Origin of the sequence: Nocardioides islandensis (genome assembly GCF_015352455.1) — a bacterium.
Lineage (GTDB): Bacteria > Actinomycetota > Actinomycetes > Propionibacteriales > Nocardioidaceae > Nocardioides > Nocardioides islandensis.
In genome coordinates, this window is the sequence record NZ_JADKPN010000001.1 from 460516 (window position 1) to 479161 (window position 18646).

The window sequence follows — 18646 nt, forward strand, 5'->3', positions numbered from 1 at the left end:
AGCGGCCTACGGGTCGCCGAGGATGTGCCGGGCGCGGGTGGGCACGAACCCGTTGCGGGTCGCCCACAGCACGGCCTGCGTGCGTCGCTCGACGCCGATCTTGCGGTAGGCCGAGCGGATGTAGGTCTTGACCGAGTTGATGCTGAGGAACGCGCGGTCGGCGATCTCCTGGTTGGACAGCCCCTGCGCGATCAGCGCCAGCACCTCGGACTCGCGGGCGCTGAGGCCGTGGCCGCGCCCGGGCCAGTCCCCCTGCTGGATCACGGGTTCCGCGGCCGAGGCGTCGGCGGAGCCGGAGAGCTCGCTGACGACGACGGAGCCGGCGTGCACCTTCTCGATCGCGGCGACCAGGTCGAGCCCGTCCAGGGTCTTCGAGATGCACGCAACGGCGCCCTTGGCCAGCGCCTCCTCGACGAGCTCGGACTCGAGGTGCCAGGTGTAGATGACCACCTTGGCGTCGGTCTCCTTGATGGTCTGCTCGACGGGGCCGGTGACGCGCTCGCGTCCGAAGGCGTCGTAGAGCAGCACGTCGATCGCGCTGTGCACCGGGAGCAGGCTGTCGAGCTCCACCACGCGCACCCGGTCGGCGTACGGCGCGAGCATGGACTGGAGGCCGGCCACGATCACCTCGTAGTCGTTCATCAGGGCCACGCGCACCGGCTGCGACCCCACCGGCGCCTCGGACATGACCGGAAACATATCCCAGCCGGGGTGATGCTTCACACCCGCAGGGATGCGACACGGGCGCCGCACTCCGCATTCTCAACCACCTGGTTGACAAACGTCCCCCGCTCGACCTACGGTCCTCGTCAACCGATCAGTTGAAGAAAGACAGGTCGCCGCCATGCCGGACCCGCTCTCCCAGGTCTTCGCCGCCCTCGCGGACCCGACCCGGCGCGACATCGTCGCCCGGCTGGCGGTCGGCGACGCGACCGTCGGCGAGCTCGCGGCGCCGTACGACGTCAGCGTCCAGGCGGTCTCCAAGCACCTGCAGGTGCTCGAGCGAGCGGGCCTGGTGAGCAAGGGCCGCGACGCGCAGCGCCGGCCGGTGCACCTGGAGGCGGAGGTCTTCGACCTGATGACGAAGTGGATCGAGAAGTACCAGCGCCGGGCCGAGGAGCGCGCACAGCGCCTCGAGGCCGTGCTGGAGGACATGAAGCAGTCAGCAACCGAGGAGGAGTCATGACCATGAGCACCGACGCGCGCGTCACCGTCGCCACCATCGAGGCCGACGCGACGATCCCGGGGATCCGGTTCGTCCGCGACTTCGAGGCGACGCCGGAGCAGCTGTTCCGCGCGCACACCGACCGCGACCTGTTCCTGCGCTGGAACGGCCCGAACGACATGGACACCGACATCCAGGTGTGGGACGCCCGCACCGGCGGCGAGTGGCGCTACGTGACGCGCGACGACCGCGGCGAGTACGGCTTCCACGGCTGCTTCCACGAGGTGCGGACCGACCGGATCGTGCAGACCTTCACCTACGACGGCTTCCCCGACGGCGTCGCGCTGGAGACGATCACCTTCACCGACCTCGGCGACGGCCGGACCCGCCTCGAGGCCCTCTCCCTCTGCGACAGCTTCGAGGGCCGGGACATGATGCTCGCCTCCGGCATGGAGGTCGGCGTCCACGACGGGTACGCCAAGCTCGACGGCCTGCTCGCCGACGGGTCGATCTGAGGGACGGTCATGCTGGCCTGACGTCGTACGTCGTCATCCACGACACCATTGCGGCACCCTGGTGATGTCACTATGGTGTCGCGAGTGACTGCACCTGCTTCCACCCCGACCGTCCGGGCGCTGGTCCGCGGCCACCGCGACCTGCGCCTGCTGCTGGCGGCCGGGTTGATCTCGATGACCGGCGACTGGGTGCTGTCGGTCGGGCTCGTCTACACGGTCTACGACGTGACGGGCTCGACGCTCGCGTCGGCCGGGGCGCTGCTGGCGGCGTTCGTGCCGCAGGTGGTGGTCGGGCTGTTCGCAGGGGTGTTCGTGGACCGCTGGTCGCGGGCCCGCACCATGGTGGTCGGCAACCTGCTGCTCGCGGTCGGCCTGCTGCCGCTGCTCCTCGTCGGCGACTCGTCGCGGATCTGGATCGTGTACGCCGTCCTGGCGGCCACGTCGGTCGTGGAGGTGTTCGTCGCGACGGCCGACTCCGCGATGCTGCCGCTGCTGGTGCCCGAGGAGGGCAGGCTCCCGGCCAACGCCCTGAACGGCCAGGTCGCGCAGGTCGCGCGACTGGTCGGCGGCTCGGTCGGCGGCGTGGTCGCGGCCACCGGTGGCCTGGGCGCCGTCGTGCTCGTCGACGGGGCGACGTTCGTGCTGGCAGCCCTGCTCGTCCACCTGATCCGTACCTCGACCCGCGCCGCCGTCGCCGAGGAGACCGTCGAGGACCACGAGGTGAGCGGCCGGCTCGCCACCATCGTCACGGAGTGGCGTGACGGAGCCCGCACGGTCGCCCGGTCGCGGGCGCTCAAGGTGGTGCTGGCCTTCACGCTGATCACCTCGGTCGGCGAGGGGATCATGGGCACCCTCTTCACGCCGTACGTCAAGGACGTGCTCGAGGGCAACGCCGCGACGCTCGGCACCATCTCGTCCTCGCAGGCGGTCGGCGGGATCCTCGGCGGGTTCGTGGCCGCAGCGGCCGCGCGGCACTGGACCCCGCGGGTGCTGTTCGGCTGGGGTTCGGTGCTGTTCGGGCTCGTCGACCTCGCGATCTTCCTGTACCCGACCCTGTACGTCGCCGCGTGGCCGGCCGTGATGGGCATGGTGCTGGTCGGGTTCCCGGGCGCGGTCGTGGTCGCGGCGCGCACCACGCTGATGCAGGACCACAGCACCGACGCCCAGCGGGGCCGGATCTTCGCGCTGCTGTTCGGCGTCTCGTCGCTCTCGCTCGGGATCGGCGCGACGTGTGCGGGCTTCCTCGGCGAGAGCGTCGGCATCATCCCGATCCTCGCGCTGCAGGGCGGTGGGTACGTCGTGGCCGGGCTGATGGTCCTCGCCGTGCTGACCGCCGCCCCCGCCGAGGCACCGGAGCAGCTCAGTCCTGAGCCGGCGCCTCGACGTTGATGGTGGGCTCGCCCGTGCCGCACCTCACGATCACGGCACGGGCGGGCTCGCCGCCCGGGTTCGACTCGCGGTGCACCGCGCCCGCGGGCACGCGCAGGAAGTCCCCCGGGCCGCCCTCGACCACCGTCGCGCCGCCCGGCCCGGACTCGATCCGCATCCGTCCGCTGACGACGTACAGCGTCGTCTCGTGCTCGCCATGGTGGTGCCACCCGGAGGTCGACCCGGCCTCGGTGTCGACGACGCCGGTCCACATGCCGTCCTCGTGCATGGCGAGGCTGCGGCTCATACCGGGCGTGGGGTCGGACGCGGTGAGCTCGTCGGCGCCGATGCGGACGACGGGAACGGCGGCCCGGGACAACGGGGGGTTCTCCATTCGTCCATCTTGCTACGTCTCGTGCGTGTCGGCGCGCGGGGTTACGTTGGCGCCATGGCCTCGAAACTGAACCCCTACCTGCAGTTCCGCGACAACGCGCGGGACGCGATGACCTTCTACCAGGGCGTCTTCGGAGGCGACCTGAACGTCAGCACGTTCGGCGAGTACGGCGGCGAGGGCGGCACCCACGGCGCGGCCGCCGACGGGGTGATGCACGCCCAGCTGGAAGCCCCCAACGGCTTCACGCTGATGGCCTCCGACATCCCGCCCGGCATGGACACCGGCGGCGACGTGAAGAACGGCACCATCAGCATCAGCGGCGACGACGACGACGACCTCCGCGACTACTTCGACAAGCTGTCCGACGGCGGCCAGGTCACCATGCCCCTGGAGAAGCAGATGTGGGGCGACGAGTTCGGCATGCTCACCGACAGGTTCGGCATCGACTGGATGGTGAACATCGCTGCGGCGCAGTAGGGCCGCGATGAGTTAGGGCTCCTGGGCCGGTCTGCCACGGCGTACGAGGAAATCTCCGACCTGGACTGTCGGATCCACCTCGTCTCGATCGTGGCACAGGCAAGAACACCCTTCAGACCGACCCAGGAGTCCAGAGATGAACGACAAGCAGACCCGCTGGCTGGCGCTCTACGCGCTCTGCCTGGGCGACCTGATGATCGTGCTCGACACCAACATCGTGAACGTCGCCCTCCCCTCCATCCAGAGCGACCTCGGCTTCTCCGCCGAGGCGCTGGCCTGGGTGGTCAACGCCTACATGCTGACCTTCGGCGGCTTCCTGCTGCTCAGCGGGCGGCTCGGCGACCTCTACGGCAACCGCCGCGTCCTGCTCGGCGGCGTGGCGTCCTTCACGGCGGCCTCCGTCGCGTGCGCGTTCGCCCCGACCGCGGCGTTCCTCGTCATCGGACGGGCGGTGCAGGGCCTCGGTGGCGCGGCCGTCTCGGCCGTCGCCCTCGCGCTGATCATGGGACTGTTCGCCGACCCCGGTGAGCGGGCCAAGGCGATGGGCGTCTTCGGCTTCGTGATGTCCGGCGGCGGCGCGGTCGGCGTGCTGCTGGGCGGCGTGCTCACCGGGCTGCTGACCTGGCACTGGATCTTCCTGGTGAACGTGCCGATCGGCATCGCGGTGTGGATCCTGGTGACCCGCGTGGTCGAGGACCACCGTCCCGCCACCACCGGCGGCCAGCTCGACGTCCCCGGCGCCTCCCTCGTGACCGTCGCGCTGATGCTGGCGGTGTACGGCGTGGTCGGCGGCAACGACGCCGGCTGGACCTCCACCAAGACCCTCGGCATCCTGGCCGCCGCGGTCGTCCTGCTGGTCGCCTTCGTGGTCCGCGAGGCCCGCTGCGCGAACCCGCTCGTGCCGCTGCGCCTCTTCCGGCTCCGCAACATGAGCATCTCGCAGGGCGTGGGCGCGCTGTGGGCCGCCGCGATGTTCGCCTGCTTCTTCCTGACCGCGCTCTACATGCAGGGTGTGCTCGGGTACGACGCCCTCCAGGTCGGCCTGGCCTACCTGCCGTCCTGCGTCGTGATGGCCCTCATGTCGCTGCGCGTCTCCGACAAGCTGGTCATGAAGTACGGCATCCGCCCGCCGCTGGTCGTCGGCCTCGGCCTGGCCGCCGCCGCGCTGGCCTGCTTCGCCTTCGTGCCGGTCGACGGCAGCTACGTCGTGAACGTCCTGCCCGGCATGGTCCTGCTCGGCATCGGCGCCGGCATCGCCTTCAACCCGGTGCTGCTGGCCGCGATGGGCGACGTGGAGCCGCACGAGGCCGGCCTGGCCTCGGGAGTCGTGAACACCTCCTTCATGATGGGCGGCGCGCTGGGCCTGGCCGTGCTGGTCGCGGTCTCGTCCTCCCGGACCGGTTCGCTGCTGGAGACCGGCTCCTCGACCGCCGAGGCGCTGACCGGCGGGTACCAGGTCGCCTTCGCCGCCGGTGCCGTGGCCGCCGCCCTGGCCGCCGTCATCGGTGGCGTCTTCCTCCGCCCCCAGCCCATGCAGGTGCACGGGACCCCGGACCCCGAGGTCACCGCCGACGAGGAGCTGGCCGCCGCCTGATCGGACGCCGTCGCGGGGTAGTCCCTGACGAATGGGCCCTTCCAGGCTGTGGAAAAGGGCCCAAACGTCAGGGACTACCCCGATTTCGGCGGCCGCGAGTACCCCACCATCGAGAGCTCCAGGGTGAAGCCGAGGGACTCGTAGAGGCGGCGGGCGGGGGTGCGGTGGTCCTGGACGGTGAGGTTCACGTTGGCGTGCGGGGCGGCCTCGACCAGCCACCGCGAGACGGCGGCGAGGAGGTCGCGCCCCGTACCCCGCCCGCGAGCCGCGTCGGAGACCGCGAGGTAGTCGAGGTACCCGTCGCCGTCGGGCTGCACCCGCCCCGCGGCGTACCCGAGGAACCGGCCCCGATCGTCCTCGGCCACCAGCACGTGGAACTTCCCGTCCGGCTCGTCGGGGAGCAGTCGCTCGACCGAGGCGTACGTCGCGGGGAACTCGGCCTCGTGCAGCGGCCGGATCTCGTCCCGGTCGGCCGCGTTGGCGACCCGGATGCCGTCGCCCGGCGGCGGCCACGACGAGGCGGCCGATGCGGTCGCCGCGAACACGTGGCTCACCTCGCTGGTCTCCCAGCCGCGCGAGGCGGCCAACGCCGCCATCCGCACGTTGGTGACGTCGCCGCCCATCTCCACCCGGTCGATCCCGGCCGGCACCTGGTCCAGCGCCGCGTCGAGCAGCGGGCCGGCCCAGCGTTCCCAGGCCGCGTCGTCCGCGCCGGTCACCCACGGCCCGAACACCCAGGCCCGGCCGGCCTCCTCGTCGTGCTCGAGCAGCGAGGCCCCGAGGAAGTCCCCGCCGGACCGCGCGACCCGCACCGTCGAGGCCCAGGACGGCGAGAGGTCAGCGAGCTCGGCGGCCACCCCGTCACGGGTGTCTCCCAGCATCGTCGTCCCCCGCGCCAGTGACGCCTGCTCCCCCGCGATGAGGTCCAGCGCGCGGTCCAGCTCGTCGGGCTCGACTCCGGTGATCACAGCTCCAGCTCCTCCAGCAGGTCGGCGGCGGACAGGCTCCCCGGCTCCGCCCGCGTCGCCGCGAGCCGCCAGGCGGCGTCGCGCAGCAGGTCGTTGACCGGCGTGGGTACGCCGTGGAGCCGGCCGAGCAGCGACACCTCGCCGTTGAGGTAGTCGACCTCCACGTCCCCGGTGCCGCGGCGCAGACTCTGCCAGGTCGACCCGCCGCCGCGCTCGCGCATGCGCGAGGTGTCCAGCAGGTCGCCGCGCCGCTCGTCGTCCCGGGCCCTGCTGACCACGGGGATCCCGGCGGCGGCCAGCACCGCCTCGCCCTCCTCGACCGCGAGGTCCACCAGCCGGTCCCGCTCCGGACCCGGCGCACACGCGGCGCCAGCGGCGTTGCCCAGGTTCATCATCAGCTTGCGGTGCTTCCACGCCATGATGTCCGGCCGTACGACGGAATCGAACCCGCCTCCGCGCAGCCCCGCCGCCACCGCCTCGGCCCGCTCCGACGTACCGCCCGGGTACCGTCCCACGTCCAGCAGGCCCGGGACGTTCGAGCTGCCCTGGACCACGACACCCGGTTCGAGGTGGCTGGCCGGCAGCATCACGACCATGCCCACCACGTGGGCCCGGCCGCGCGCCAGCACCGCCTCGTTGGCGACGCCGTTCTGCGCGCTAACCAGCGTGACGTCCGGGGGCGTGGACCTGGCGACGTCGTGCATGACGCCGGCGGTCTGGTGGCTCTTCACCGCGACGACCACCGCGGAGTCCGACCCGACGTCGAGGTCGGCGAGCCGCCCGGCCGCGGGCACCCGGGCGACGGACTCGCCGTCGGCGGTGACCAGCCGCAGACCGTCCTCCCGGATCGTGGACAGGTGCTCCCCTCGGGCCACCACCTGCACGTCCTCGCCGCCGAGGTGGAGCCGGGCCGCGATGACCCCGCCGACCGCCCCCGCGCCGTACACGACGAATCTCATGTGCCCCAACGTAGGTTGCCGCCATGGTGGAGCGATCACGACCGGTCGAGGACGCCGACGAGTGGACGACGCTGACCTCGATGCTGGACTTCCTGCGCGCCACCGTCGTGATGAAGGTGGAGGACCTCTCCGACGAGCAGGCGTTCGCCTCGCCGGTGCCGCCGTCGGTCCTCACCCCGGCCGGGGTGGTCAAGCACCTGAGCGGCACGGAGCGGTTCTGGTTCAGCATCGACTTCGCCGGTCTCGACCTCTCCTGGCCCTGGCCGGACGACGACCCGCACGGCAACTTCCGGCTCGTGGACGGCGACACCCTCGAGGCGATCGTCGAGGAGTACCAGCGCGAGTGCGAGCGCTCCCGGGCCGCGATCGCCGGCGCCGGGCTCGACGACCTCGCCAAGGGCGAGGACATGACGTTCAACCTGCGCTACGCCCTGACCCACATGATCGAGGAGACGGCCCGGCACTGCGGCCACCTCGACCTGCTGCGCGAGGTCACCGACGGGCGGACCGGTCAGTAGGACGGTCCCCGAGGACGGGTCAGCGCGCTCCGAAGACCTGCGCGGCGTACCACGTGCCCCTGTCGTCGCGACGCGCCGCGACCGCGACCCGCCTGAACGCCGTGCTGAGGACGTTGGCCCGGTGGCCCGCGGACCTCATCCAGCCCTGGTTCACCACCGACCGCCCGGTCGGGTAGCCGTAGGCGACGTTCTCCCCGGCGGTCACGAGGTGGCACTCGCTCATGATCGCCCCGAGGTCCTGGTGGTAGATCTCGCCGGCGGCCGCCATCGCCTTCGCCTGCTTGACGGCGAAGCGGTGCAGGCAGTCGTCCACCCTCAGCGCCCGCAGGCCGGCGGCGTCGCGGGCCTGGTTGGTCGCCTTCACGGCGGCCGCCGCATAGTCCGCCGCGGGACCGGCCTGGGCCACCGAGGGCCACAGGAGCACGAGCACGGTGAGCACGGCGGCGAGGGGGGTACGTCGCATCTGGCCAGACTACGAACCAGCGTACGAACCGGCGCACGAATCAGGACACGAACGCGAACAGCCGGTCGGCCAGCACCCCGGCGGCGATCCCCTCCCAGCGGTGCACCCCGACCCGGTACGACGCGTCGTCGGACTTCACGAAGGCCACCTCCTCCCAGCCTCCCGCGTCGCGCAGCAGCTCGCGGACCCGCTCGCTCGGGTCGTCGCCGGCGCCCTGGGCGCCGCGCGTCCAGATCACCGTGCCGCCCTGCTGCAGCATGAGCGCAGCGCCGCGGAGGGTGCTCCGGACGTCGTCGTCGGAGATGTTGCCGAGCACGCCGCAGAGCAGGAGCACGTCGACGGGTACGACGTCGAGCCAGGACGCGACCAGGCCGGCGTCGTCGGTGCGGACGTCGACGTCCAGCCCGAGCCCGACCGCCGACGCCCGAGCCGCGTCGGCGAGGACGGGGTCGAGCTCGACCAGCACCGCCGTGACCTGCGCGTCCGTCGCGGCGAGGACCGGCAGGGTGTCGCGCCCGTCGCCGGCGCAGAGCGACAGCAGGGTCAGCGGACCCGGCCGCCCCACGCGTCGGTCCGCGAGCAGGTTCGCGAGCTGCTCGCGGACGACGGTCAGGCGCCGCGACAGCGACGAGCCAGGGTCGTCGTACTCCTGGTGCCACGCGTGCCAGTCGGTCGGCTGGTCGGGGCTCACGCGCCCCAGGCTAGGCGGACCAGAGCAGCCCTTCGCCCGTCATGTCCGCGAGCGGGATGACCTCGCGGAGCTCGGGGCGCTTGTCGAGCAGCTCGAGGAGGCCCTTGCCGCGGCGTACCTCCTGCTTGAGGCGGGCGTCCTTGAGCTGCTGGATGCGGCGGTCGAGATCGTCGGCAGTCGTCATCGTCGGTTCCCCGTTCTGGTTCAGATCGTGCGGTGGATCCAGGGTGGCGGAGCGAGTTGTCCGGCAGGTGCCGGGCGTGTGCCCGACAGGTTACGAGAAAGTCAACCAAATGAGTGGTTAAAGGTCCCTCATGTCGGTGGTCGGGTCCACGGTGCAGGGGTGAGGTACGGACTCGACATCACCGCTGCCGGCCCGTGGGGCCGGCCCGACGAGATCGCCGAGCTGGCCGTGCTCGCCGAGGACCACGGCTGGGACGGCGTGTTCTGCGAGGACTACCTCGCCTTCCCGGGCGGAGCGGTGACCTACGACGTGTGGGTGACGCTGGGCCTCGTCGCCCGGGCGACGACGCGGTTGACGCTTGGCACGATGGTCACCCCGGTGCCTGCGCGGCACGTCGGCGTGCTCGTGCTCCAGGTCGCCTCGGTCGCGGCCGTCGCCGGCGGGCGGCTGGTGCTCGGGGTGGGCAGCGGCGACCCCGAGGGTGATCCGGTCGTCGGCGACGGGTCGCGCGTCGACCTGCTCGAGGCCGGGCTGGCCGCGGTGCGCGAGGCCTGTCCCGGCGTGCCGGTGTGGGTGGGCGGGGCGATCACCAAGCCCGGGCCTCGGGCGCGGGCGCTGCGGTGGGACGGCTCCTGCCTCTACCGCGTGCCACCCCCCGAGTGGGAGGACCTGACGCCCGACGACGTCGCGGCGCTGCGGGCGGACGCCGGTGCGCCGTACGTCATCGCCGTCGGTGGCCGTGAACGCCGCGAGGACCTCGACGGGGAACGCCGGTACCTCGCGACGATCGAGGCTGCCGGGGCGGACTGGTGGCACGAGTACGTCCCGCCGCGGCTGGACCGGGACGAGGCGCGTCGCAGGATCCTGGCCGGGCCGATGCGACCCTGACATCCTTCGGTCTGTGCACCTGCGCCTGTTCCGCAACGCGGCGCTGGTGCGCGCACTGTTGTCGTTCTGGGGCGCCTACACCGCGGAGTGGGCCTTCACCGTGGCAATCAGCCTGGTGGCCTTCGCCGACGGCGGCGTGGTGGCCGTCGGCCTCGTCGGCACGCTGCGCCTGGTGCCGTCGGCGGTCTTCGCGCCGGTCGTCTCGACGTACGCCGACCGCCTGCCGCGCGAGCAGGTGCTCTTCTACTCCAGCGCGGTCCGTGGCGTGGCCACGCTCCTGGCCGCGCCGGTGCTGCTGGCCGACGGTCCGACGTGGATCGTCTACGCGCTCGCGGTGGTCTCGACGATCGCCTTCACGCCGTACCGCGCGTCCCACTCCGCGCTGATGCCCCTGCTGTGCCGGGCACCGGAGGAGCTGACCTCGATCAACGTGGTGCGCGGCGTGCTCGACTCGCTGAGCGTGGTGATCGGGCCGTTCGTGGCGGCGTTCCTGGTCGACGTGGGCGACGTCGCGTCGGTGTTCGTGTTCGCCGGCGCCGCGGGGATCGTCTCGGCCGTGCTGGTGCTGGGGCTGAGGTACGAGCGGATATCGCGCCCGCCGACCGGGCGCACCGACCTGCTCGGCGAGATGCGCGAGGGGATGCGCGCCGTGCGCGGCAGCGCCGGCGTGCCCACCGTCTTCGTGTTCGTGGTGCTGCAGACGCTGATCCGCGGCGCGTTCACCGTGCTGGTCGTGGTGGTGTCGATCGACCTGCTCGACCGCGGGGAGTCCGGCGTCGGCGTCATCCAGGGCGCGGTCGGCGTCGGTGCGCTGGTGGCCGGCAGCCTGGTCTCCTCGATGCTGGTCGGCAGCCGGGCGATGACGCGCTGGCTGACGATCGCGGTGGTGCTGTGGGGGCTGCCCCTGGCGGTGATGGGCGCCTGGCACGTGTACGCCGTCGCGCTGGTCGCCGCCGGCGTGATCGGCATCGGCAACGCGATGGTCGACGTCACGGCCTTCACGCTGGTGGCCCGGATGGTCCCGGACGCCGTGCTCGCGCGGGTCTTCGGCGTGCTGGAGAGCCTGGGCGCCCTGGGCGTCGGCCTCGGCTCGCTGCTCGCCCCGCTGCTCGTCAAGGGCTTCGGCGCGTCCACGGCGCTGGTCACCGTCGGCCTGCTGGCTCCGGTGTGCTGCGTGCTGTGGTGGCGGGCCTCGACCCTGATCGACCGCTCGATGTCGGTGCGCACCGATGCGATCACCGTGCTGCGCAAGGTACCCATGCTGCGGCCGCTCCCCGTGCCGGCCATCGAGCAGCTCGCGGTGCACGCCGAGACCACCGAGCTCGCCGCCGGGGAGACGCTGTTCAGCGCGGGCGACACCGGCGACCGGTTCTACGTCGTGGTGGACGGCGCGGTCGACATCCTCGACGGGGACGAGCGGGTGCGCTCGATGGGGCCCGGCGAGGGGTTCGGCGAGATCGCCCTGCTGGGGCGCACGACCCGGACGATGACGGTGCGCGCCACCAGGCCCACCGCGCTGTACGCCATCTGCTCGGGCGACTTCCTGCCCGCGGTCACCAGCATCTCCGAGGCGCGCTCCGCCGCGGAGGGTGCGCGGGAGGCGCACCTGCGGCACGCTCCCGGATCCGGCGGCCGGGCCTGACCCTTGCCGTTCGGCAATGGTTCCTCTAGAGTAACGGTTACTCATGAGGAACCGTTCAGCAGCTGCGCACCACGACGCCGGAGCCGTCTTCGACGCCCTCGGCGAGCCTGTCCGCCGCGAGATCATCGCCCGCCTCCACGGCGGGCCGAGTCCCGTCGGCAAGCTCGCCGACCAGCTCACCGTCGGACGACCGGCGGTGAGCAAGCACCTGCGCGTCCTGGAGGGCGCCGGTCTGGTGCGGCACGAGTCGCACGGGACCCGCAACCTCTACGCGCTCGCCCCCGAGGGGATGGTCGTGGCCCAGCAGTGGCTCGTCGGGATGTGGGACGTCGCGCTCGCGGCGTTCGCCGACGCGGTCGACGAGGCCGCGCGCCAGCAGCGGGCGGACGACGTACCCATCGAAGATCCAGGAGAAGAAGACTCATGACCATTGCACCCCTGCGCCGCGAGGTCCTCGTCGACGCCGACCGCACCCTCGCGTTCGCGGTCTTCACCCAGCGGATCGGCGCCTGGTGGCCGGTCGACGTCCACAGCGTCCACGGCGCCGGCGCGACCGTCGTCTTCGACGCCGAGGAGGTCGGCGGCCGTCTCGTGGAGTCCAAGGCCGGCGCCGACGACGCCGTCTGGGGCACCGTCACCCGTTGGGAGCCGGTGGACGCGGTGGCGTTCACCTGGCACCCCGGTCAGGGCCCCGAGCGGGCCAGCCAGGTGAGCGTGACGTTCGAGGACTCCGGCGGCAAGACGCTGGTCCGCCTCGAGCACACCGGCTGGGAGGCGTTCGGCGAGCGGGCCCAGGAGGCCCGCGAGGAGTACGACCACGGTTGGCCCGTGGTCCTCGACGCCTACGCCGCCCTCGCCGCTGCATGACCGACACCTGGGTGGCCCTGCTGCACACACCCACCGACCCGGCGGTGGCCGGTCATGTGTTCGAGCAGCCGCAGTTCGCCGACCACGTCGCGTTCCTGGGCAGGATGGCCGAGGCCGGGTACCTCGTCGCGGCCGGCTCCTTCACCGACCGTGCGGGCCAGGGCATGGCCATCCTCCGACTGCCCGGTGAGGGCAGGTACGACGAGGCGGTCAGGCTGGCGACCGAGGACGACGCCAGCGTGGCCTCGGGGTTCTTCAGCGCCGAGGTCCGCCCCTGGCGGGTGGTCATGCACGCCTGAGGACCGGCCGGCTGGCTGGGGGTGGCGGTGCCGGAAATCGCGCGATCGCGGCCGAACTGAAGGTTTTCGGCAGCAGAACCTGCCAAACGGCCGCGATCGCGCCCTTATCGGCACCCCAGCCTCAGGTCGCGATCCGCCGCGACACCACGTCCTCGGCGGCGACGCGGGCGGCACCGGTGCCGGTGACGGCGCCCAGGAAGACCGACCGCTCCAGCGACCAGAGCTTGACGTCGGTGACGGCGGTGACGGTCGCGGTACGCGGCACGTTGCGCAGCAGGCCGATCTCGCCGAAGAAGTCCCCGGCGGTCTCGCGGCGCACCACCACGTCGCCGTGGCTGACCTCGACCTCGCCCTCGGCGATCACGTAGAAGCGGTCGGCCGGGTCGCCCTCGCGGACCACGACCTGCCCGGCGGAGAAGGTGACCGCCTCGAGGCGGTGCGCCATCTCCTCCACCACCGACGGGTGCAGCGCCTCGAACATCGCGATCGCGCGCAGCACGGCCAGACCCTCGGGCGCGGTGAGCCGGTGGTCGAGGGCGCGCAGGCGGGGCAGCGTGCTCAGGGCGTACGCCGTCACCACCAGGCCGATGCCGATCAGCGAGGGCCGGATGCCGAAGAAGTGGAGCAGTGCTGGGGTGAGCAGCGAGCCGAGGGCGATGGCGCCGATGGCGATGCTCTCGACGGCGGCGTACACGCGGGAGATGGCGTTCTCCGGCGCGAGCCGCTGAGGGATGGTCTCGAGGCCGAGGTTCACCCAGGGGTCGGCCGTGCCGATGACGACGAGCGCGGCGATGGCCGTGATCGGTGAGGGGAAGACCGCCAGCACGATGACCGGCAGCGACCAGCCCAGCACGCCGATCACCATGTCGCTGGCGAGCCGGCCCTTCGAGACCCGGCCGAGGATCATCACGCCACCGACGATCGTGCCGACGCCCATGGCGCCCTGGAGCCAGCCGACGCTCGCGGCCTCGCCGAAGTCGCGCACCGCGATGACGACCATGAACACCGACAGGGCGCCCCAGATGATCGTCTGTGCCGCGGTCAGCAGCGAGATGGTGCGCAGGTCGGCGTTGCGACCGACGTAGGCGAAGCCCGCGGTGATCTGCGCGAGCATCTTCTCCTGGGGCCCGTCGTCGTCACCGCCGTCGGCCTGCTGGTCGTCGGGCACGCGCTCCTTCACGCCCGAGACCATCAGGAAGGACCAGATGAACGACGCGACGTTGAGCCAGACGACGGCCGCGACGTCGAAGGTGCCGACCATCAGCGCCCCGACGGCCGGGCCCATGAACACCACGACGTTCTCGATGTTGGCCGCGACGGCGTTGGAGGCGGTCAGCTCACCAGGGGTGTCGACCAGGCGCGGGATGAGCCCGGCCTGGGCGGAACGGAACGGCGCGCCGACCGTCGCGGTGACCACCGCGACGACGTACACGAACGCGACCGGGCCGTCGGTCATGATCAGGACCGCGGTGATGCTGGCCAGCACCGCCCGGATCAGGTCGGTCGTCATCATGAACCGCCGCCGGTCCATCCGGTCGGCGACGGCCGCACCGAGCGGGCCGGCGAAGGCCGCCGCGATGAACCGTGCGGCGGTGAAGAGCCCGACACCCGTGGCGCCGGACTCCTGGAACGCCCAGACCAGGATCGCGGTGCCGTAGGCCCAGTCGCCGAGCAGCGAGCCGCCGAAGGCGAGCTGGATGCGGCGCAGGTTCGGGTTCCTCAGGACGCTGCGCAGCGAGTCGCGCGCGCCCTCCTTGGTCTCCGGCATTCGACTCTCCTCAGGTCTCCATCGCGTGGACGGCGGAGGCGGGTTCCAGGTCGCGCAGCCACCGGACTCCGCACGAGAAGCAGAAGCGTGCGTCGACGGCCAGGTCGATGCCGCAGGTCGCGCACGCGTCCATCGGCACCCCCCTCGCGTCGTGCCCGGGGGAACAATGTCACCCCGATGCCCGCGTCCGCCACAGCCACGCTAGACCGGCGAACGGCAGCACGAGCGGGAAGAAGCCGTAGCCGGCGCCGTACGCCGACCAGACCGTGTCGTCGGGGAACAGGTCCCGGTCGGCCAGGCTCAGCGTGCCGACCACGAGGACGCCGACCAGCTCGGTGCCACACGCGGCCCAGGCGACGTTCCGCCACGTGTCGCCCTCATGCGCGAGCCCCTGGGTGGCGGCGACGTAGACGACCGCGGCGAGGGCCGAGAGGGCGTACGGGAACGGCGCCTCGCTCGCCTGGGCGATCAGCTGGTACGACGACCGGCCGGTCGCGGCGACCGCGAACACGGCGTACACCGCGATCAGCACGCGCCCCCATCCGGAGCGCCGCTGGACCGACTCAGGCACCGCCGCTCCAGAGCGTGTCCAGACGCAGCAGCAGGAAGGGGACGAGGAGCCCGGCGACCACGACCACAGCGGCGCCGGCCCGGCTCGGCTCGCCGCGGGCCCACCACGCGGCGAGAGGAGGAACGGCGACCAGGCCGAGCAGGTACAGCACGAACACGACCTTGTGGACGTCGTGCTCGGCGTCGGGCAGCCGGGAGACGCCGTAGACGAGCTGGGCGAGCGTACCCACGAAGAGGACGCCGACGAGGCCGACCAGGAAGCGGTCCGCCGACCGGTCCCGGACGACGTACACGAGGGCCACCAGCGCCACCAGGAGGGACAGCGCGGTCAGCACCACCCGCAGCGTGTCGTCCACGTCGTCACCCTAGAGAGGGCCGTCGAGGACGGATCAGTCGGCCATCACCACGGGCGTCCCACCGCGGCGCAGGCCGTCGAGGACGGGATGGTCCTCGGGGGCATCGGTGACGATGCCGCTGACCTCGGAGAGGGGCAGGACGGTGAACGGGGAGGCGGCGCCGATCTTCTCCGAGCTCGCCAGCACGTAGGTGTCGGCGGACCGGGCGGCGAGGGCCCGCTTCATGGCGGCCTCGTCGGCGTCGCCCGTGGTCAGCCCGGTCTCGTGATGGACGCCGGTGACCCCGAGGAGGAACAGGTCGGCGTGCACCCACTGGGCCGCCTCGACGGCGGCGGCACCGCTCGTGACCGCCGAGTGCTTGAAGAGCCGCCCGCCGAGCACGAAGACCTCGGCGCCCGGGTGCTCCAGGAGGGCGACCGCCACCGTGGGACTGTGCGTGACGACGGTGACCCTCAGGTCGTGCGGGAGCGCCCGGGCCACGGCGAGCGCGGTGGTGCCACCGTCGAGCAGCACGGTCATGTCGGGCCGCACCAGCCGGGCGGCCGCCGCGGCGACGCGACGCTTGCTCTCGGTGGCGACCCCGCCGCGGGTGGCGTAGTCGGCCACGGCGGGCGAGACGGGCAGCGCCCCGCCGTACACGCGTTGGCACAGCCCCGCGGCGGCGAGCTCACGCAGGTCCCGGCGCACGCTGTCCTCGGCCACGCCCAGCTCGGCGGCGAGGTCCTTGGCGACCAGGCGTCCGTCCCGCTCGAGCCGGGTCAGGAGCAGGTCACGTCGTTGAGCGGGCAGCATGCGCGTTTCTCCTTAATCATGCGTGTTATTGCGCGTTGTGGTCTAGTGTAGCGCCATGACGTCGCTGATGATCCTCATCGCCGGACCGTATCGGTCGGGAACTCGGAACAACCCTGCACGCATCGCGGCCAACCTCGCCCGCCTCGAGGAGGCCTCGTGGCCGCTGTTCCGGGCCGGCCACGTCCCGATGGTCAGCGAGTGGGTGGCGCTGCCCGTCATCCGCTCGGCCGGCGCGGTGGCACCGGACGACGACCTGGCCGATCAGGTCCTCTACCCCACCGCCCAGCGCCTGCTCGCCCACTGCGACGGCGTGCTCCGGCTGCCCGGGGACTCCCGCGGTGCCGACCAGGACGTCGCGACCGCGCGCGAGCGCGGCCTGCCCGTGTGGTTCCGCGTCGAGGACGTGCCGGGATGCGGCCCCGCACCCCGCCCGGCCGCTCGGACCGGGCCATGACGCCCCCCATCGATGCTTCGGGCACCCGCGTCAACCTGCTCGGCTGGCCCGGCGTGGACGGACGCTGCGGTGCCTACCGGATGCGCGGCCGGAAGAGCTGGGCGCTGCTGGCCTATCTCGTCCTCGCCGACCGACCCCCGTCACGAGCCCGGCTCGCAGACCTCCTGTTCGCGGAGGCCGACGACCCCCTCGCTGCCCTGCGCTGGTCGCTGGCCGAGGTACGACGGGGCCTGCGCTGCGTCGCCACGATCGGGGGTGACCCCGTCGTCCTGGTGCGCGACGGCGACCTCGTCGTCGACGTCGACGTGGTCGCTCAGGGGCCGTGGACCAGGGCCGTGCGGATGCCCGGGCTCGGGTCGGAGCTGCTCGAGGGCATGAGCATCCCGCGAGCCGTCGTCTTCGAGTCCTGGCTGCTCGCGGAGCAGCGCCGGCTGGCCGCCGCGAGCGCCGTCCACCTGGAGGAGGCCGCGCACGCGATGCGCGCCCGGGGCGACCACCGCGCGGCCATCGCCTACGCGGTGCGACGGGTGGCCCTCGCCCCCTTCGACGAAGCCGGCCACGCGGACCTGGTCCAGCACTACCGCGCGGCCGGCGACCACACGGCCGCGGGCCGGCACTACGAGTCGTACGTGCGCATGCTCCGGGCGGAGCTGGGAGTCCCGCCCGGAGCGGTGATCACCACCGCGATGGGCCGGACGGCCGGGTCGGCCGCCTGACGTCGACCCGTCACCATGGCGAGGTGAGCGTCCTCGACCGCCGACCCCTCCCGCTCGTCCTCGCCCCGCTGGCCGGGGGCCCCTCGACGCCGGAGCTCGCCGCCGCCGTCACGAACGCGGGCGGGCTGGGCACGTTGGCGTTCGGGTACCTGTCCCTCGCGGACGCCGCCTCGCGGCTGGCCGCACTCCGGGGGCTCACCGACGGGCCGTTCGGCGTGAACCTCTTCGTGCCGGGGACGCCGTACGCCGTCGCCGCCGACCTCGAGGCGTTCCGGGCGCGCCTGGCCAGGGACCCGTCGGTCCCGACGGACCCGGGCGAGGCGAGGTACGACGACGACGCCTTCTCCGCGAAGGTCGAGCTGCTCGTGGCAGAGCCGGTCGCCGTCGTGTCGTTCACGTTCGGGCTGCCTCCCGCGTCCGCGGTTGCGGCGCTGCAGGGGGTGGGGTCCGAGGTGTGGGTGACGGTGACATCCGCGGCCGACGCCGTCGCGGCCGCGTCGGTGGGCGCGGACGTGCTGGTGGTGCAGGGGCTGGAGGCCGGCGGCCACCGGGGCGGGCTGACCGACGACCTCGCCGGCCAGCTCCCCTTGCACGACCTGGTGCCGGCCGTCCGGGCCGTCTCGTCCCTGCCGGTCGTCGCGACCGGCGGGATCATGGACGCCGCCTCGGCGTCGGCCGCCCTGGCGCTGGGCGCGTCCGGCGTGGCCCTGGGCACCGCGTTCCTCGACTGTCCGGAGGCCGGCACGACGCCCGCCCACCGGGCGGCGCTGCGGTCCGCCCGGCCGACCGCGCTCACCCGGGCGTTCACCGGCCGCACCGCGCGAGGGATCGAGAACCGGTTCATGGGCGCCTACGCCGACGCCCCCGCGGCGTACCCCGAGGTGCACTTCCTGACCGCCCCGATCCGCGCCGCCGCCCGAGCCGCGGGGGACGGCGAGCTGGTCAACCTCTGGGCCGGGACGGGGTACGGGTCGGCGCACGCCGAGCCTGCCGCCGAC

The 18646-nt window shown here is 72.7% G+C and carries 25 protein-coding genes and 1 pseudogene; 14 read left to right on the top strand and 12 right to left on the bottom strand.

From position 1 onward, the window contains the following. Window positions 1-6: 6 nt before the first annotated feature. Entirely contained in the window at window positions 7-687 is a 681-nt protein-coding gene (locus ISU07_RS02185; RefSeq protein WP_228521085.1) for a helix-turn-helix transcriptional regulator, read from the bottom strand. A 157-nt stretch (window positions 688-844) separates the two neighbouring features. Between ISU07_RS02185 and ISU07_RS02190 the strand changes: the two genes are divergently transcribed. The 3 genes from ISU07_RS02190 to ISU07_RS02200 all read left to right on the top strand — a co-directional run bounded on the left by ISU07_RS02190 (window position 845) and on the right by ISU07_RS02200 (window position 3069). Beyond that, complete coding sequence (locus tag ISU07_RS02190) at window positions 845-1186, top strand: ArsR/SmtB family transcription factor (protein ID WP_194705102.1); 342 nt, start codon at window positions 845-847, stop codon at window positions 1184-1186. A gap of 2 nt (window positions 1187-1188) precedes the next feature. Next, on the top strand, window positions 1189-1680 hold the full coding sequence (locus tag ISU07_RS02195) for an SRPBCC family protein (RefSeq protein WP_194705103.1): 492 nt from the start codon (window positions 1189-1191) through the stop codon (window positions 1678-1680). Window positions 1681-1764: 84 nt separating this feature from the next. Then, window positions 1765-3069, top strand: a complete 1305-nt coding sequence (locus ISU07_RS02200; protein WP_323742374.1) for an MFS transporter — start codon at window positions 1765-1767, stop codon at window positions 3067-3069. Here the strand turns inward: ISU07_RS02200 and ISU07_RS02205 are convergent. Then, window positions 3041-3442, bottom strand: a complete 402-nt coding sequence (locus ISU07_RS02205) for a cupin domain-containing protein (RefSeq protein ID WP_194705105.1) — start codon at window positions 3440-3442, stop codon at window positions 3041-3043. The two genes, ISU07_RS02200 and ISU07_RS02205, sit on opposite strands and share 29 nt — an antisense overlap. Window positions 3443-3496: 54 nt before the next feature. On the opposite strand from ISU07_RS02205, the gene ISU07_RS02210 reads away from it, so the two are divergent. Both ISU07_RS02210 and ISU07_RS02215 read left to right on the top strand, forming a co-directional pair. Further along, window positions 3497-3919 (top strand): VOC family protein, encoded by a 423-nt coding sequence (locus ISU07_RS02210; RefSeq protein ID WP_194705106.1) that lies wholly within the window; start codon window positions 3497-3499, stop codon window positions 3917-3919. A gap of 136 nt (window positions 3920-4055) precedes the next feature. Further along, window positions 4056-5513, top strand: coding sequence for an MFS transporter (locus tag ISU07_RS02215; protein WP_194705107.1), 1458 nt, complete (start codon window positions 4056-4058; stop codon window positions 5511-5513). Between the two features lie 74 nt (window positions 5514-5587). On the opposite strand, the gene ISU07_RS24630 is transcribed toward ISU07_RS02215, so the two are convergent. Together ISU07_RS24630 and ISU07_RS02225 are read right to left on the bottom strand one after the other, a co-directional pair. Beyond that, window positions 5588-6481 (bottom strand): GNAT family N-acetyltransferase, encoded by an 894-nt coding sequence (locus tag ISU07_RS24630; RefSeq protein ID WP_194705108.1) that lies wholly within the window; start codon window positions 6479-6481, stop codon window positions 5588-5590. After that, window positions 6478-7440, bottom strand: a complete 963-nt coding sequence (locus tag ISU07_RS02225; protein ID WP_194705109.1) for a ketopantoate reductase family protein — start codon at window positions 7438-7440, stop codon at window positions 6478-6480. The genes ISU07_RS24630 and ISU07_RS02225 overlap by 4 nt, the downstream gene beginning before the upstream one ends. A 23-nt stretch (window positions 7441-7463) precedes the next feature. On the opposite strand from ISU07_RS02225, the gene ISU07_RS02230 reads away from it, so the two are divergent. After that, window positions 7464-7958 carry a DinB family protein gene (locus ISU07_RS02230; RefSeq protein ID WP_194705110.1) on the top strand — a complete coding sequence of 165 codons (495 nt, stop codon included), beginning with the start codon at window positions 7464-7466 and terminating at the stop codon, window positions 7956-7958. Window positions 7959-7977: 19 nt separating this feature from the next. Here ISU07_RS02230 and ISU07_RS02235 read toward each other — a convergent pair whose 3' ends face one another. The 3 genes from ISU07_RS02235 to ISU07_RS02245 are packed head-to-tail and all read right to left on the bottom strand — an operon-like array spanning window position 7978 to window position 9296. Continuing rightward, window positions 7978-8421, bottom strand: a complete 444-nt coding sequence (locus ISU07_RS02235; protein ID WP_194705111.1) for a CAP domain-containing protein — start codon at window positions 8419-8421, stop codon at window positions 7978-7980. Between the two features lie 40 nt (window positions 8422-8461). Further along, a complete protein-coding gene (locus ISU07_RS02240; protein ID WP_194705112.1) occupies window positions 8462-9112 on the bottom strand; it encodes a class I SAM-dependent methyltransferase in 651 nt (216 codons plus the stop codon). Between the two features lie 10 nt (window positions 9113-9122). Continuing rightward, on the bottom strand, window positions 9123-9296 hold the full coding sequence (locus ISU07_RS02245; protein WP_194705113.1) for a hypothetical protein: 174 nt from the start codon (window positions 9294-9296) through the stop codon (window positions 9123-9125). Window positions 9297-9455: 159 nt separating this feature from the next. Between ISU07_RS02245 and ISU07_RS02250 the strand changes: the two genes are divergently transcribed. From ISU07_RS02250 to ISU07_RS02270, 5 genes are read left to right on the top strand one after another with little or no spacing between them, the layout of a single operon-like run. Beyond that, a complete protein-coding gene (locus ISU07_RS02250) occupies window positions 9456-10184 on the top strand; it encodes an LLM class flavin-dependent oxidoreductase (protein WP_194705114.1) in 729 nt (242 codons plus the stop codon). A gap of 13 nt (window positions 10185-10197) precedes the next feature. Continuing rightward, entirely contained in the window at window positions 10198-11826 is a 1629-nt protein-coding gene (locus tag ISU07_RS02255; RefSeq protein ID WP_194705115.1) for an MFS transporter, read from the top strand. Window positions 11827-11869: 43 nt separating this feature from the next. Beyond that, a complete protein-coding gene (locus tag ISU07_RS02260) occupies window positions 11870-12253 on the top strand; it encodes an ArsR/SmtB family transcription factor (RefSeq protein ID WP_194705116.1) in 384 nt (127 codons plus the stop codon). Continuing rightward, window positions 12250-12693 carry an SRPBCC domain-containing protein gene (locus tag ISU07_RS02265; protein ID WP_194705117.1) on the top strand — a complete coding sequence of 148 codons (444 nt, stop codon included), beginning with the start codon at window positions 12250-12252 and terminating at the stop codon, window positions 12691-12693. The genes ISU07_RS02260 and ISU07_RS02265 overlap by 4 nt, the downstream gene beginning before the upstream one ends. Continuing rightward, on the top strand, window positions 12690-12992 hold the full coding sequence (locus ISU07_RS02270) for a YciI family protein (RefSeq protein WP_194705118.1): 303 nt from the start codon (window positions 12690-12692) through the stop codon (window positions 12990-12992). The genes ISU07_RS02265 and ISU07_RS02270 overlap by 4 nt, the downstream gene beginning before the upstream one ends. Before the next feature lie 121 nt (window positions 12993-13113). On the opposite strand, the gene ISU07_RS02275 is transcribed toward ISU07_RS02270, so the two are convergent. From ISU07_RS02275 to ISU07_RS02290, 5 genes are read right to left on the bottom strand one after another with little or no spacing between them, the layout of a single operon-like run. Then, window positions 13114-14760: an MFS transporter gene (locus tag ISU07_RS02275; RefSeq protein WP_194705119.1), complete on the bottom strand. Its 1647-nt coding sequence runs from the start codon at window positions 14758-14760 to the stop codon at window positions 13114-13116. 10 nt (window positions 14761-14770) lie between these two features. Next, window positions 14771-14893, bottom strand: a complete 123-nt coding sequence (locus ISU07_RS24385; protein ID WP_267238871.1) for a hypothetical protein — start codon at window positions 14891-14893, stop codon at window positions 14771-14773. Window positions 14894-14929: 36 nt separating this feature from the next. Then, complete coding sequence (locus ISU07_RS02280) at window positions 14930-15331, bottom strand: hypothetical protein (RefSeq protein ID WP_194705120.1); 402 nt, start codon at window positions 15329-15331, stop codon at window positions 14930-14932. Next, complete coding sequence (locus ISU07_RS02285) at window positions 15324-15686, bottom strand: hypothetical protein (protein ID WP_194705121.1); 363 nt, start codon at window positions 15684-15686, stop codon at window positions 15324-15326. Before ISU07_RS02285 ends, ISU07_RS02280 begins: the two co-directional genes overlap by 8 nt. 33 nt (window positions 15687-15719) lie before the next feature. After that, window positions 15720-16478: a DeoR/GlpR family DNA-binding transcription regulator gene (locus ISU07_RS02290; RefSeq protein WP_194705122.1), complete on the bottom strand. Its 759-nt coding sequence runs from the start codon at window positions 16476-16478 to the stop codon at window positions 15720-15722. A 55-nt stretch (window positions 16479-16533) separates the two neighbouring features. On the opposite strand from ISU07_RS02290, the gene ISU07_RS02295 reads away from it, so the two are divergent. The 3 genes and pseudogenes from ISU07_RS02295 to ISU07_RS25010 form a co-directional block, all read left to right on the top strand. Next, a complete protein-coding gene (locus tag ISU07_RS02295) occupies window positions 16534-16932 on the top strand; it encodes a DUF4406 domain-containing protein (RefSeq protein WP_194705123.1) in 399 nt (132 codons plus the stop codon). Next, on the top strand, window positions 16929-17648 hold the full coding sequence (locus ISU07_RS02300) for an AfsR/SARP family transcriptional regulator (protein ID WP_194705124.1): 720 nt from the start codon (window positions 16929-16931) through the stop codon (window positions 17646-17648). The genes ISU07_RS02295 and ISU07_RS02300 overlap by 4 nt, the downstream gene beginning before the upstream one ends. A gap of 23 nt (window positions 17649-17671) precedes the next feature. After that, window positions 17672-18631: pseudogene (locus ISU07_RS25010) on the top strand (nitronate monooxygenase); the annotation flags it as partial. Window positions 18632-18646 lie beyond the last annotated feature (15 nt).